This window comes from Lacticaseibacillus sp. 866-1 (assembly GCF_016861825.1).
GTDB lineage: Bacteria > Bacillota > Bacilli > Lactobacillales > Lactobacillaceae > Lacticaseibacillus.
The window spans coordinates 16,993-31,857 of the sequence record NZ_BOLU01000019.1 but is presented as its reverse complement, the minus strand read 5'-3'; the positions used below and the strand labels follow the sequence as shown (position 1 = coordinate 31,857).

General features: G+C 58.9%; 11 protein-coding genes. 10 read left to right on the top strand and 1 reads right to left on the bottom strand.

The features are described 5' to 3' along the window. Positions 1–211: 211 nt before the first annotated feature. The 7 genes from JUE30_RS07230 to JUE30_RS07200 all read left to right on the top strand — a co-directional run bounded on the left by JUE30_RS07230 (position 212) and on the right by JUE30_RS07200 (position 9,287). The gene (locus JUE30_RS07230) at positions 212–1,390 is read left to right on the top strand and encodes an FtsW/RodA/SpoVE family cell cycle protein (RefSeq protein WP_203624288.1); all 1,179 of its coding nucleotides are present in this window, start codon (positions 212–214) and stop codon (positions 1,388–1,390) included. Between the two features lie 14 nt (positions 1,391–1,404). Beyond that, positions 1,405–4,839 carry a pyruvate carboxylase gene (locus JUE30_RS07225; RefSeq protein ID WP_203624268.1) on the top strand — a complete coding sequence of 1,145 codons (3,435 nt, stop codon included), beginning with the start codon at positions 1,405–1,407 and terminating at the stop codon, positions 4,837–4,839. Positions 4,840–4,858: 19 nt separating this feature from the next. After that, on the top strand, positions 4,859–5,167 hold the full coding sequence (locus tag JUE30_RS07220) for a YlbG family protein (protein ID WP_203624267.1): 309 nt from the start codon (positions 4,859–4,861) through the stop codon (positions 5,165–5,167). After that, positions 5,154–5,714: a 16S rRNA (guanine(966)-N(2))-methyltransferase RsmD gene (gene rsmD / locus JUE30_RS07215; protein WP_203624266.1), complete on the top strand. Its 561-nt coding sequence runs from the start codon at positions 5,154–5,156 to the stop codon at positions 5,712–5,714. Before JUE30_RS07220 ends, rsmD begins: the two co-directional genes overlap by 14 nt. Continuing rightward, positions 5,715–6,221, top strand: a complete 507-nt coding sequence (gene coaD, locus JUE30_RS07210; RefSeq protein WP_203624265.1) for a pantetheine-phosphate adenylyltransferase — start codon at positions 5,715–5,717, stop codon at positions 6,219–6,221. Beyond that, on the top strand, positions 6,199–7,263 hold the full coding sequence (locus tag JUE30_RS07205; protein ID WP_203624264.1) for a SepM family pheromone-processing serine protease: 1,065 nt from the start codon (positions 6,199–6,201) through the stop codon (positions 7,261–7,263). The genes coaD and JUE30_RS07205 overlap by 23 nt, the downstream gene beginning before the upstream one ends. 113 nt (positions 7,264–7,376) lie before the next feature. Further along, on the top strand, positions 7,377–9,287 hold the full coding sequence (locus JUE30_RS07200) for a M13-type metalloendopeptidase (protein WP_203624263.1): 1,911 nt from the start codon (positions 7,377–7,379) through the stop codon (positions 9,285–9,287). A gap of 11 nt (positions 9,288–9,298) precedes the next feature. Here the strand turns inward: JUE30_RS07200 and JUE30_RS07195 are convergent, their stop codons facing one another. After that, positions 9,299–10,717: an IS5 family transposase gene (locus tag JUE30_RS07195; protein WP_203624262.1), complete on the bottom strand. Its 1,419-nt coding sequence runs from the start codon at positions 10,715–10,717 to the stop codon at positions 9,299–9,301. Between the two features lie 224 nt (positions 10,718–10,941). Between JUE30_RS07195 and JUE30_RS07190 the strand changes: the two genes are divergently transcribed. The 3 genes from JUE30_RS07190 to holA are packed head-to-tail and all read left to right on the top strand — an operon-like array spanning position 10,942 to position 14,794. Beyond that, a complete protein-coding gene (locus tag JUE30_RS07190; protein ID WP_203624261.1) occupies positions 10,942–11,586 on the top strand; it encodes a helix-hairpin-helix domain-containing protein in 645 nt (214 codons plus the stop codon). Further along, positions 11,583–13,757, top strand: a complete 2,175-nt coding sequence (locus tag JUE30_RS07185) for a DNA internalization-related competence protein ComEC/Rec2 (protein WP_203624260.1) — start codon at positions 11,583–11,585, stop codon at positions 13,755–13,757. Before JUE30_RS07190 ends, JUE30_RS07185 begins: the two co-directional genes overlap by 4 nt. After that, the gene (gene holA / locus JUE30_RS07180; protein WP_203624259.1) at positions 13,754–14,794 is read left to right on the top strand and encodes a DNA polymerase III subunit delta; all 1,041 of its coding nucleotides are present in this window, start codon (positions 13,754–13,756) and stop codon (positions 14,792–14,794) included. Before JUE30_RS07185 ends, holA begins: the two co-directional genes overlap by 4 nt. Positions 14,795–14,865: the final 71 nt, after the last annotated feature.

The following is a 14,865-nucleotide window of genomic DNA, read 5'->3' as shown; positions in this document are numbered from 1 at the left end:
ACTCCTCATTGCAATATATGGAACCAGTCTACCGCTTTTCTTAACCAGAGGAAACAACTTTATGAGAGAAAAATGAAAGACTCTTGCCTGATTTTAAGTTTTGTCCGTGAATTTTGGCCCGGTCTTCCGCCGGCCCGACCACTGCCGGTCCCGGCGCCTTTCAGCTATGATATAATAATGTCAACTTTGCCGCGAAAGGGCGATCCCGTTGCTGAAAAAGCTGCATTACCTGGATTATAAAATTTTAGTGCCGTACCTCGTCCTGAGCGCGATTGGGGTCGTGATGGTTTATTCGGCCAGCGCGTACTGGATTCAGACCCAGTATCACTGGGCCGATAACGCAGTGATGATCAAACAGCTCCTGTTTGTGATCGCCGGCTTGCTGCTGGCGCTGTTTTTCTTCTACTTCAAGCTCAGCGTGTTCCGCCACCCGCGGGTGCAGCTGCTGCTGTGGGCGGTCCTGTTCCTCGGGCTGTTTTACCTGCTGTTTGTTGGCCGGTCGGTCAACGGCGCGGCGGCCTGGATCCCGGTTGGCCCGATCAACATTCAGCCGACCGAGTTTGCCAAGCTGATCATCATTTTCTACCTGGCTTACATGTTCAGCCAGCGCCAGGACAACATGCGGCGGCCCGACTTTTCCATTAAAGAGCTGGTTAAGCCGCTGATTCTGGTGGGCCTGGGCATCTTCCTGGTGCTGGTCGAACCGGACACCGGCGGCGCGATCATCATCACCGGCATCACGCTGATGATGCTGTGTGCCAGCGGCATTGCCCTGGGGTGGGGCACCGGATTCTTCGCCGGGCTGGCCCTGCTGGTCGGCAGCCTGTATTATGTTTTCGCCAACGTCAAGCTGCCGCACTGGTTGACCAAGCACTACCAGATTCAGCGCCTGACGGCCGCCATTCATCCGTTTCAGGAAAGCAAGACGGTTGGCAATCAGGTCGTCAATTCACTGCTGGCCATCAATCACGGCGGCCTGTTTGGGGTCGGCCTGGGCAACGGCACCCAAAAATTGGGTTACCTGCCTGAGCCGTACACTGACTTTATTTTGGCGGTGATTGCCGAGGAACTCGGGCTGGTTGGCGCGGCGGTCGTGATTGGCCTGATTTATTACCTGATCGCCCACATTTACCGCATCGGGATTCGCTCAAAAAGCGCGTACCGGTCGCTGATCAGTTACGGCATTGCGACCATGATGCTGATTCAGACCACGTTCAACGTGGGTGCGGTCACCGGCATGCTGCCAGTCACCGGGGTCACGCTGCCATTTGTTTCTTACGGCGGGTCCTCGATGCTGGTCCTCAGCATTGCGATGGGGGTCATGCTCAATATTTCCGCGATGGATAAGCAGGCGTTGGCCCGCAAACAGGCCGGCAAACAGAGCAAGTGAAAGGAAGCACGCACATGCGTAAAGTCTTAGTAGCTAACCGCGGCGAGATCGCGGTGCGGATCTTTCGGGCAAGCGAAGAGTTGGGGCTCAAAACCGTTGGCATCTACGCCAAGGAAGACGAGCTGACCATTCACCGGTTCAAGGCCCAGGAAAGCTACCAGGTCGGGGCCGGCAAGGGGCCAATCGAGGCCTACCTCGACATGGAAGACATCATTCGCATCGCCAAGGAGTCCGGGGCCGACGCCATCCATCCCGGTTACGGGCTGCTGTCGGAAAATGCCGAGTTTGCGCGGCGCGTTGAAGCGGCCGGGCTGACTTTTGTTGGCCCACGGCCCGAGCTGCTGGACATGTTCGGCGATAAGGTCGCTGCCAAGCGGGCGGCGGTCAAGGCCGGCCTGCAGACGATTCCGGGGATGACCGAGCCGACCCGCGATTTTAATGAGATCGTCGCGTTCACCGAAAAGCACGGCTTCCCGATCATGCTAAAGGCGGCGTCTGGTGGCGGCGGCAAGGGCATGCGCATTGTCCACTCCGAAAAAGAGCTCAAGGACGTCTACCAGAACGCCGTGTCCGAGGCCGTGGCCAGTTTTGGCGACGATCGCATGTATGTTGAGCGCTACCTGAAAGATGCTAAGCACATCGAGGTGCAAATTCTCGGCGACCACAACGGCAACCTGATCCATTTGTTCGAGCGCGACTGCTCGGTGCAGCGCCGCAACCAAAAGGTGATCGAAATCGCGCCGGCGGTCGGGCTGGCGCCTGCGCTCCGGGCGCAGATCTGTGATGCCGCGGTGGCGCTGATGAAGAGTGTGAATTACGACAACGCCGCCACCGTCGAGTTTTTGGTGGAAGGGGACCAGTTCTACTTCATCGAGGTCAACCCGCGGGTGCAAGTCGAGCACACCATCACGGAGCTGATCACCGACGTCGACATCGTCCAAGCACAGCTGCGCATTGCCGCCGGCGAGGACCTGTTCAAAGACATCGGCATCCCGCAGCAAAAAGACATTACCACGCGCGGGGCGGCGATCCAGTGCCGCATCACGACCGAAGACCCGAGCAACCACTTCATGCCCGACACCGGGACCATCACGACTTACCGTAGTCCCGGCGGTAACGGCGTGCGGCTGGATGTTGGCAACGCGTATGCCGGCGCGGTCGTCAGCCCGTACTACGATTCGCTGCTGGTCAAAACTTCCGTTCACTCCGGCTCGTTTCTGGGTGCCGTGGCGAAAATGACGCGCGCGCTGAAGGAATTTCGCATCAGCGGCGTGAAGACCAACCTGGCCTTTTTGCTGAATGTCTTGGAAACACCGACATTCCGCTCTGGCAGTGCGACGACCACCTTCATCGATGAGACGCCTTCGCTGTTCAAGCTGCGCCCGGTGGAAAGTCGCACCACGCAGCTGATGACTTACATTGGCCAAACCACGGTCAACGGCTTCCCCGGAGTGCACCAGCACCGCGAAAAGTTGCTGGCAGATTTTGACTACCAGCCGCGGTTCGAAAAGACCCAGCCGCAAACCGACCTGGTCGCCATGCTGCATGACCAAGGCGCCGATGCCGTGACCAAGTGGCTCGGCGCCCAAAAGCGGGTACTGCTGACCGACACCACGCTGCGCGACGGGCACCAAAGCCTGTTTGCCACGCGGATGCGTACGCGCGACATGCTGCGGGTCGCCTCGGACTTCAGCAATGCGCTGCCGAACCTTTTTTCCGCGGAAATGTGGGGCGGGGCGACGTTTGATGTCGCGTACCGTTTCCTGAATGAATCGCCATGGATCCGGCTAGATCAGCTGCGCAAGCGCATGCCACACACGCTGCTGCAGATGCTGTTCCGCGGCAGCAACGCGGTTGGCTACCAGAACTACCCAGACAACGTCATTAAGAAATTCATCCAAGTCGCGGCGAACCGCGGCATCGATGTCTTTCGCATTTTCGACTCGCTGAACTGGGTGCCGCAGCTGACACACTCGATCGACGCGGTGCGGGAGACGGGCAAGCTGGCCGAAGGGACGATGTGCTACACCGGTGACATTTTGGCCGACAGCCACCCGAAGTACTCGCTGGCCTATTATGTCGATCTTTCCAAGCAGCTGGTCGACGCCGGCGCCAACATTTTGGCCATCAAGGACATGGCCGGGCTGCTGAAGCCCGAGGCCGCTTACGAGCTGGTCAGTGCGCTGAAGGACGCGGTCGACGTGCCGATTCACCTGCACACGCATGACACCACCGGCAACGGGGTGGCCACTTACGTGCAGGCGGTCAACGCCGGTGTGGATGTGGTCGATGTTGCTCAATCCGCCTTTTCCGGCACGACCAGCCAGCCGAGCATGGAGAGCCTGTATTACGCGCTGGCCAATAACGACCGGCAGCCGGACTTGGATGTCCAAGGCGCCGAGAAGCTGAACCAGTACTTCGAACAGGTCCGCCCGTACTACCAGGACTTCGCCAACGGCGTGACTGGGCCTTTGACCGATATTTACACGGTGCAAATGCCAGGTGGCCAGTACAGCAACCTGAAACAGCAGGCCGAGTCGATGGACATCACCGACTTTGAGGCCGTCAAGCAAATGTACGCGCAGGTCAACGAGATGTTCGGCGACATCGTCAAGGTTACGCCGTCGTCCAAGGTGGTCGGCGACATGGCGCTGTTCATGCTGCAGAATCACCTGACCCCGCAGGACGTGCTGGATCACGGCGAGACCATTGATTTTCCGGCCAGTGTCGTGGACTTTTTCAAGGGCGACCTCGGCCAGCCGGTTGGCGGTTTTCCAAAACAATTGCAGGCCAAGATCCTCAAAGGGGAAAAGCCGCTGACCCAGCGCCCCGGGGCGTTGGCCGAGCCGGTCGACTTTACCGCTGTGCGCCAGCAGCTGATTGAAAAGGGCCTGCCGCACCCGACTGATGCGCAAGTCCTGTCTGCTATTTTGTACCCCGAAGTCTACACGACTTACCTGAAAAACCGCCTGAAGTTCGGCCCCATCACCGCGCTGGATAGCCAGACCTACTTCCAAGGGATGCGGATCGGCGAGCGCATCAGCGTCGACGTGCGGCCTGGCCTGCAAGTCGTGATGCAGCTGGATGCCATTTCGCCGGCTGATGCGGCGGGCAAGCGCACCTTGTACTTCACGGTCAACGGGCAAAAGCGCGAGGTCCAGATCCTGGACGAATCCGCTCAGCACACAGTGGCCACGAAGCGTCAGGCCGAACCAACCGACCAGAACCAGATTGGCGCGCCGATGGGCGGCCGGCTGGTCGGCATCGAGGTCAAGGAAGGCCAGCAGGTCGAAAAGGGCGACGCGCTTTTTGTCACCTCGGCCATGAAAATGGAAACCACGGTGCACGCGCCATTTGCCGGCACCATCACGCACCTGTACGCCGGTGTTGGCGACTTAGTGGAAACCGGCGAGCTGCTGGCCAAACTGAAGCCGCTGGCGCAGAACTGATTTTGTGAGGAGGAATTGCATGCTTGAGGTCACCAAACGCCAGGGCCTAGTGGTCTGGGTGTATTCACTCAAACAGATGAAGACCCTGCGCCATTACGGCACGATTCTGTACGCGTCGCGCCGCATGAAATATGTCTATTTGTACCTGGATATGGACAAAATCGACGACACCATGGCCAAGCTCAAGAAACTCCGCTTCGTCAAGGCGGTCGAAAAGTCGCAGCGCCCGTTCATCGCCACCGAGTACTCCGGGGACACCAGCCTGTCGGCCCTTGAGGACGACCAGGACGACGATGCGCCCAAGAGGTATCGCGATGCGCGTCATTAGCGGCGAATTTCGCGGCCGGCGCCTGGCCGCCGTGCCCGGCGCAAATACACGACCGACAGCGGATAAGGTCAAAGAGTCCATGTTCAACATGCTTGGGCCTTATTTTGACGGCGGCGCGGCCCTCGACCTGTACGCCGGCACCGGCGCTCTCGCCATCGAGGCCGTGTCACGCGGCATGGCCTCAGCGACATTGGTCGACAAGGCGTACCCGGCCATCAAGGTGATCAAGGAAAACGTCGGCCAGTTGCCACACCCAGAGCGCTTCACGGTGCTGAAAAGTCCGGTGGACCGCGCGCTGAAAACGTTCGGCGAAGCGGGCCGGCAGTTCGACCTGATCATGGCCGACCCGCCATACGCCAAGCAGGAGGCGCTGGCCCAGATGGCGCTGATCTTGGAACTGCACCTGCTGGCCCCTGGAGGCACGGTGATGTTTGAAACGGGGATGGACGTGGTTTATCCCGACGTGATTCCTGGTTATGAAAAGGTGCGCCGCCAGACCTACGGCGTCGCTCAGGTCCTGATTTTGAAGCAAAGCGAGGCAGAGTAGATGGTCAAAGCAATTTTTCCCGGGAGTTTCGATCCCTTCACCAATGGTCACCTCGATACCGTGACCCGCGCGGCCAAGATGTTCGACACGGTCGTGGTCGCGGTGATGACCAACACCTCTAAGCGCCCGCTGTTCACCGGCGCGGAGAAAGTGGCGCTGATCAAAGCAGCCACGGCGGACCTGGCTAACGTCGAAGTGGTCGCGGCGCCGTCGATGCTGACGGTGCGGTTCGCCCAGCAAATCGGTGCCACCGTGCTGGTGCGCGGCGTGCGCTCCGGCAAGGACCTCGACTACGAGCAGGACATCGCGGAGATGAACCAGGTGCTGTCGCCGCAGCTGGAAACCGTGCTGCTGCTGGCAGACAAACGCTACCGGTTCCTCTCGTCGAGTTTGATCAAGGAAGTGGCCACATTCGGCGGCGATGTCAGTTCGCTGCTGCCAGCAAACGTGAACGCCGCCGTGATGGCCAAGTTAGGTGATGCGCATGAGCAAGCAAAGAAAAACTAGCAACAAACGTCGTTGGGGGCTCATTGGGGGACTGGTTGCCGCGCTGGTAGTGGCTGCCGGTCTCTTGTTTTACCCCACCAACTACTACGCCGAGGTGCCAGGCTCGGCCGAGTCGCTGAAGCCGTACGTGACGGTTGAAGGTAAGAAGGACACGGAAAAAGGGGCCTACATGCTGACCACGGTCGGCGTGGTCGGCCCGGCCTCGCCGGCGCTTTTGCTGTGGGCGAAGCTGCAGCCGTATTCCGAGATCATGTCCAAGCAGGAACTGATGGGCGACGATGATTCCAAGGCCTATGATTTTCTGCAGGAACAGTATATTAAAAGCGCCGCCAACAACGCGGTCCAGGCCGCCTTCAAAGCGGCGGGCAAGCCGGCCAAAATGCGCCACCTCGGCATTTATGTGATGTCGCTGGTCAAAGGGTCGCCGTTTAAGGGCAAGCTGCAGGTGGGCGACACCATCACCGCGCTGGACGGCAAGCGCTATACCACCGCCAACCAGTACATCAAAGAAATTCAGTCACGCAAGATTGGCTCCAAGCTCACGCTGACCTTCACGCGTAAGGGCAAGGTGCACACGGCGACGGCGAAGCTGATGAAGCTGCCCGGCACCAACAAGGCCGGCATCGGCATTGAGCTGACCGAGCACACGACCATCAGCACGACCCCGCAGGTCAAGATCGATGCCGGTCAGATCGGCGGCCCAAGCGCCGGCCTGATGTTTGCGGTCCAGGTGTACACTGAGCTGACCAATCAGCACTTCCGCCACGGCCAGAAGATCGCTGGTACTGGCACCATTGACGGCGACGGCAACGTCGGCCAAATCGGCGGCATCGACAAGAAGGTCTACATGGCTGACAAGGAAGGCGCCAAGGTCTTTTTTGCCCCGGACCAGCCGGCCACCAGGCAGATCCGCAAGCTCGACCCGAGTTACGATAACAATTACGCCGTGGCCGCCCGCACCGCCAAGCAGATCAAGACCAAGATGAAAATCGTCCCGGTCAAAACGCTGAAGGATGCGCTGGATTACCTGAGAACCCATTAACTGATTGGAGTCGTCGCAACCCGCGGCGGCTTTTGGGTTACGGTTGTGAATCCCTTGGCAGTTGGCTATGATTAAAGCAATGCGAGAAAACAGTGAAATCACGAGGAGGAAACATGACAGATAAACCACGGATTCAAGATGATCTTTACATGGCCGTCAACGGCGACTGGCAGGAAAAAACGGTGATCCCGCCTGACAAGGCCATGGTCAGTGCCGACTCCGACCTGACTGACAACATTCGCGCCAAGCTGGTCAAAGATCTGACCGCACTGGCTAACGGCGAGCAGACGACAGATGACCCGGCGCTGCAGTACGCCGCCAAGCTGTACGTGAAGGCCAGTGACAAAGCGGCCCGCGACGCGCTAGGCATCGCCCCGATTGTGCCGCGGTTAAAGCACTTGGAAAGCCTCAAGACCTTGGCTGATTACAAGGCTGCGCTGCCGGAATTGGTTCAAGATGATTATCCAGTACCGTACGACTGGATGGTCATGGCCGATATGCACGACGCGACCACCAACCAGCTGCACCTGGCCGGCTTCAGCACCATTTTGCCGGACGCCGAGCAGTACGCGAAGGACACGCCGGAAAACCAGGAGAAGTTTGACGCCTGGCGCAAAATGGTTGAAGGTCTGCTCCAGGCAGCGGGCTACAGCGCTGACACGGCGGCGGCATACGTTACCGATGCGCTGGCCTTTGACCAGCGGCTCGGCAAGCTGACGCCGACCAATGAGTTCCTGGCGGTTGACACCAACTGGGACCACCCGACCAGCTGGGCCGACCTGGCGCACGAAACCAGCAACATTGGTCTGACCGATGCCTTGGCCAGTGTGCTGCCTGCGACGCCGGCAACGGTGAATGTCCTGATGCCGGATGTGTTTGCGCAGATGAACACCCTAATTTCAGAAGATAATTACCAGCAATGGCAGCACCGCGCCATCATCAACGAACTGCTCAATGACGCGGATTTGCTCAGCGATAATCTGCGCACCCAGGCCGGCGCCTACGCACGCTTTTTGACCGGTCAAGAGGCGGCCACGGAATGGGTCAAGGCCGCGTTCCAGCTGACGAACGCGTTCTTTGCCGATTCGGTGGGGCTGTACTACGGCCGTAAATATTTTGGTGAAAAGGCGAAGGCCAACATCACGGCCATGGTCAAGGAGCTGATTGCCCAGTATCAGGTCCAGCTCAATCACAACACCTGGCTCAGTGCCGAGACCCGCGAAAAGGCGATCCGCAAGCTGAAGACCATGAAAATCAAGATGGGCTACCCGGACGAAGAACCGAAACTTGCGCTGCAGCTGCATTTTGCCGACAGTGACAACTTGGTTGAAGCTGTCGCCAAGCTGACCAGCCAGGTCCAGGCCTTCCGCTTCGGCCAAGTTGGCCAACCGGTCGATCGCAGCGAATGGGCGATGCCGGGTTACCTGGTCAACGCCTGCTACGATCCGTCCAAAAACGACATCACGTTCCCGGCGGGCATTTTGCAGCCGCCGTTTTACAGCATTGATTGGTCGCGGGCCGCGAACCTCGGCGGCACCGGGGCCACGATTGGCCATGAAATCTCGCACTCCTTTGATAACAACGGCGCCGAATACGACGAAAACGGCTCGATGAACAACTGGTGGACCGCCGCCGATAAGGCTGCCTTCAGCAAAAAGGTCGATGCGGTGGCCGCGCAGTTCGATGGGCGAGACTCGTATGGCGCCAAGATCAATGGGCGACTGACCGTGTCGGAAAACATCGCCGACAACGCAGGGATGGCGGTTGCCTTGGCCGTGCTGGGCAAGGACGCTTCACAGGCCGAACTGCAGGCCTTCTTCAAGGCTTACACTAAGTCCTGGGCGACCAAGATGCGGCCAGCCATGGCGCAAACCCGCGCCACGACCGACGTGCACGCGCCGGCCCAGTTGCGGGTCAACGTGCCTGTGCTGAACTTTGCCGCCTGGTATCGCGCCTTCGACGTGAAGCCGACCGACAAGATGTACCTGGCGCCAGAAAAGCGCATCAATATTTGGGATAAGTAGTGGCTGTTCAACTAGGCCACCATATTCTCAATGCTAGTAGTAAATTTGTACCGGAAACGATAGGTTTGCCCTTCGTTCGTGGTTAAAATTAAAATTGGTATAGCAAACACTCTCAAGAATGTCAGCGCATTGCTTAATACCATTGCCTGATCGATTTTAACGGCCAATGACTCAGCTGTTCGGGTATTGACTAAGTCCAAGCCTACTGACCCTTTGAGAAAGGCGAATCGGCGTTCAATGGCCCCGCGTCGATTCTCTGCGTCCGTATCCTGGCGGCGTTTCTTGGCATCAATGTGTTTGGGCTTTGCGCCAAGTTTAGGTCCGCACAGGGTGATGCCTAGGTCCTTACACAACTTTCGATTGTCGCGGTTGCGATAAAGCGTGTCTGCCAACACCTCATCTGGGTAATGGCCATGCAAGTCGAAGTAATGATCCAAGGTCGCTTCAAAGTCTTTACTCTCATTGAAAGCCCTGAATTCGAAACGCTCAATATCAACGATGCCCTCACTTAACGATGCGTCAATCTTGGCCCCAAACTCAACTTTGGCTTTCGCCTTACCACGCTGGATCGGTCGAATATAAGGCTGTTGGAGACTAACAATCCGGTCTGCGACATGGTGAATCTTGTGTTCAAACATATACCATTGTTGGTCAAACAAGATTCGGATGACACCCAAGCGTACTGCTTGTTTGGCGGTTAAGATTGCCCCTGCATCAATGAATTCATTGATGTAGCGCAAGTCGCGACGGACGTATTGAAGTTGCGCTTTAACTTGCTTGTGAACGGATTGCTTTTGGCTCTTTGGATGGCGTGAGAAAGCCGTCCAAACTTGTTTGGCTTCACGCTTATACATGCGTGGATTAGGGACATTCAGTTGATGCGCCATGTCAATGGCCATGTCTTCAAGATTCTTGCGGGCTTGATTGATCAGCGAGGCATCTTGGGGATAGCGGATCTTCACCGGAATCGCTGTGGCATCCGTGATCATCACGTCAACCTTGAATGGCACCAAGGCTTCGATCTTGGCACGAAGCCAATCATTGATAATGTTTCTGACCAGTTCAGAGATATCCGCAATCCGTTTACGGAAGGTACACAAGCTGGTGTATGCGAAGGGCTTCTCTGCACGATATTCCGAGAGCCCGATGAGATACTGATAAGCCGGCGTATCTCGAATTGCGTCGACCACACCGCGATCGGTTAGTTTCATTCGATTCTGAATCAGTCCAGCGCCATAAAGCATCCGAAATGGTTTAGCCGCGCGCCCAGTACTTTTCTTGGAAAACTCCAATTGGTATGCCTCATCGAGTTCTTTCCACGGAAAAATATCGGCTAAGCGCACCCACTCATTATTTGGACTGAGCGGTGTACTCAGACCGCAACCAAAGGATTCAAAAGAGAGTTGGTGGGGACTTTGACGATAAACCATGGATAAAACCTCCGAGTGATTTCATAAATGCATGGGAAATGTCCGAAAACCGACATTTCGTATGCATTTATTATAAGACAGTAACGTCTTAAAATTACTAGTATCAGTCACTACGCGTTTTTGAACAGCCACTAAGTAAGCGGCCAGTTTTGGCCTTGGACCGTCGCAGGCAGCTGCGGCGGTTTTTTGGTGGCCTCGCGTAATCTAACTGCGAGGTGATCAAAATGGCAACACTGAAGGAATGGGTGCGGGAGTACTGGTACCTGGGGCTGGTGGCGGCAGTGGTCGGGCTGTTCTTCTGGTGGCAGGGCCGCCAACCGACCGAGGCGCCGGTGGCCGAACCACTCGTGGCGAGTGTGAGTAGCGTCAGCAGTGGGGTCAGCAGCGCTGCCGCCACCAGCAGTGCGCCGCCCAAAAAAGGCTACGTGCACATCAAAGGGGCCGTGGCCAAGCCTGGGGTGTATCCGGTGGGGCCAACCACGCGCTGGGTCGACGTGGTGGCACTGGCTGGGGGGCTGGTCGCGCAGGCCGATGTGAGCACGGTCAACCTGGCACAGGTCGCTGTCGACCAGGAGAGCCTTTACATTCCTAAAGTCGGGGAAGAGCCCCCGCCGGCCGCCATGCCTACGGGCGGTGGCTCGGCCTCAGCGGGCGCCAGCAGCAGTGCCGGTGCCTTGGTCAACCTGAACACGGCCACCGAAGCGGAGCTGCAGACCTTGTCCGGCATCGGGCCGAAAAAGGCGGCCGACATCATCGCCTACCGCGACCAAAATGGCGGGTTCAAGGCGGTTGAGGATTTGAAAAACGTCAGCGGCATTGGCGACAAAACATTCGAGCGCCTGGCGCCGCTGGTCACCGTCGGGCCATGAACCGGCGCGGGATTTTTCTGCTGGCCGCGGGCCTGGGCGGCATGCTGCTAGTCATGCAGCCCTGGTGGCTCGGCGTGCCACTGATCTTGTGGGCGTTTTTCAAGGCGGGGCGGATCGCCAAACTTGGGTTGCCGCTTGCGCTGGCCGTCGGGCTGGCGTGGGGCTTTCGTGCGGCCCAGCTCACGGCAGCACCGCCCAAGCCCAGCGGGGTGGTAACGGTGATGCCGACCGCGTGGCAGGTGACTGGCGAGCTGGTGCGCTACACTGGCACCTCAGCCAATGGGGTCAAAATCAGCGGCAGCGCGAAGGTGACCCCAGAGCAGGCCGCGGTGTTAAAGCAGATGACCAGCATCGCCACCGTTGCCTGGCACGGCGACGTGACCCGGCTCAGTGGCGCGCGCAATCCCTACGAGTTCGATTACGCCATCTACGCCTGGCGGCAGAACCAGTTGGCCTGGCAAAGTGAGCAGCAAACCCTGGATGTGAAGGTCCGGCCGGCCCGGGGCATCATCGAGCAGCTACATGTGCTTCGGGCCAAAGTGCTGCTCCATCTGCGCCAGCTCGCCCCGCGCACGCAGGCGTATGCGAAGGGGTTGCTGCTGGGACAGGTCGACAGTGATTTTGCCGAGCAGCGCGACGCCTTTGTGACGCTGGGGATATTTCACCTGTTCTCGGTTTCGGGTCTGCACCTTTATGCGTTGATTGGCGCGCTGTACTGGCTGACTGACCGGCTGCGGCTGCCTAAAGAGGCGGTCGATTGGAGCCTGCTGGGGCTGTTGCCGGCGCTTTTGGTGCTGATTCCACCGGCCGCCGGCATCATGCGCGCGGTGTGGCTGCGGATCATCGCGATGCTAAACGACCGGTTCGGCTGGCAGTGGACGCCACTGGACTGTTTTTCCGCGGCGGTCGCGTTGAACCTGGCACTGCAGCCGTACGTCCTGCACACCATGGGCGGGCAGTTGACCTACTTGCTGTGCTTCGTGCTACTGGTGATCAACACCGGCCGCTGGGGAATGAGCTGGCGGCTGGCGCTGGTGAGCACGCCGGTGGTACTGTTCCACACGTTTCGGGTGCACCTGCTCGCGTCGGTGTTCAGCTGGCTTCTGATGCCGGTGTTTGAGCTGGCGTTGATGCCGGCGCTGGTGGTGGTCAGCCTCTGGCCGCGCGCCCCGGGCAGCGGTGCTCTTGAGACTGTCCTGATCCGCGCCGAAAAAGGTTTAACGGCGCTGGCCACGCTGCCTGGTGAAATTATTTTCGGGGCGGTTCCGGTGAGCTTGGCGGCACTAGGGGTGGTGTTGGTCCTGGTTGGGCTCGCGTTTGGCCGCTGGCAGTGGCTGGTTGGCTGGGTCGTAGTGGCCTGGCTGGTGGTCAATGTGCACCCGCAGTATCGCGTGACCATGTTCGACGTCGGTCAAGGCGATTCGCTGCTGATTGAAGCGCCGTTCAAGCAAGGCGCGATTTTGATTGACACTGGTGGCCGCGGTTTTGGCTTTTCCGCCAATCCGCCGGCCAAGCGCGCAATCGTTAATTATCTGCGGGCACGCGGGATCACTCACTTGGACGCGCTGGTGTTGACGCACGCGGACGCGGATCACGTGGGTGACGCAGCCGTTGTCACCAAATTGATGCCGGTGACGACGCTGGTGACGACACCGCTGGCCGCGGGTCACCCATACATCGTGGCGGCCAAGCAGGGCAAGGTGACGCGGCACGTTCAGGTCCTGGCCGGCCAGACGTTGTCTGTTGGGCCGCTGAAGCTGCGCGTGGTGGCTCCCAGCGGCACGACCGCCACGGAGAAAAACGCGGACTCCATCGTGCTCTATGGTAAAATAGGGGACAGCAATTGGCTGTTCACCGGGGATGCGGACCAAGGCGTGGAAACGCGTGAGCTGATGCCGCAAGCGCTCGACGTGGACATGTTAAAAGTGGGCCATCACGGCTCCAAGACGTCGTCCGCGCCAGAATTCATCCAGCAGATCACCCCAAAGCTCGCGCTGATCTCCGCCGGGGTGGCCAATCGTTATGGCCACCCGCATCAGGAAACGCTGGTCACGCTGCAGGCGGCCGGGGTGCCATGGCTGAACACGGCGACAAGCGGGGCGGTGTGGGTCGATGCGAGCAGTACGGCCCACACCGTGCATCAATTTTTAGCGGAAGAAGGCGGCCCATGACCGTTCAGGAACTGATCAGACAGTTAAAAAAAGGCGACTTGCCGCCTCTGGTGCTTCTGCTTGGCACCGAGCAGGCGCTGGTCGACCAGGCCTTGGCCGCGCTTAAAGCCGTCATTCCACCAGATCAGCAGACCATGAACTTTGCCACCTACGACATGCGGCAAACCGCGGTCGGGGTGGCGCTAGACGACGCCGCCTCGCCGCCGTTTTTCGGTGACTGGCGTGAAGTGGTGATCTCTGACCCGTACTTTTTGACTGGGGAAAAGCCCAAGTCCGGGCCCGAGCACGATGTGCAGGGGCTAGAGGCCTACTTCAAGCAGCCTGCGCCTTCGACCGTGATGGTGATCGTCGCGCCATACGAGAAGCTGGATGCGCGCAAGAACGTGGTCAAGGCGCTGAACCGCTCAGCCAAAATCGTCAACGTGGCGCCGCTGGATCAGCGCGCCGCCGAGGCTGCCGTGCAGCGCGAGCTCAAGGCCCAGCACCTGCAGATCACGCCGGACGCGCTGAATGCGTTGGTGCAGCGCACGGCCGGTGAGTACACGGCGATGGTACATGAGCTGCCCAAGCTCAAGCTGTACGCGGCGGAAGGGGCGACCATCGATGCCCAGGCGGTCGACGAGCTGGTGCCCAAGGCGCTGACAGACCGCGTCTTTGACCTAGTCGACGCGGTGGTGCGCAAGAACACCACGCAGGCGCTGAGCCTGTACCGCGACCTCCTGCTCCAAAAAGAGGAACCAATCCACCTGAATGCGCTGTTGGTCATGCAGTTTCGCTTGCTGCTGCAAGTGCAGATCTTGGCCAAGAAGGGGTACGGCCAAGGCGACATTCAGCAGACCCTGAAAGTTCACCCGTTTCGGATCAAAAAGGCGCTGCAGGAGATCCGCCGCGTAGACGGCAAAACGCTGCGCCGGGCCTTTAGCGGTCTAGTTGACACCGAAACCGCGATGAAAACCGGCCGGGTCGATAAAAATCTGGCGTTTGAACTGTTTGTCCTGCAGTACACCAGCGGGCAAAAAATTACCTTAGGGGCATGATCTGACGGCGTCGCAGCCCAGGCTGCGGCGCCGTTTTTGGTGCCGAGGGCAAATGCTTGCTGGCCCGCGGT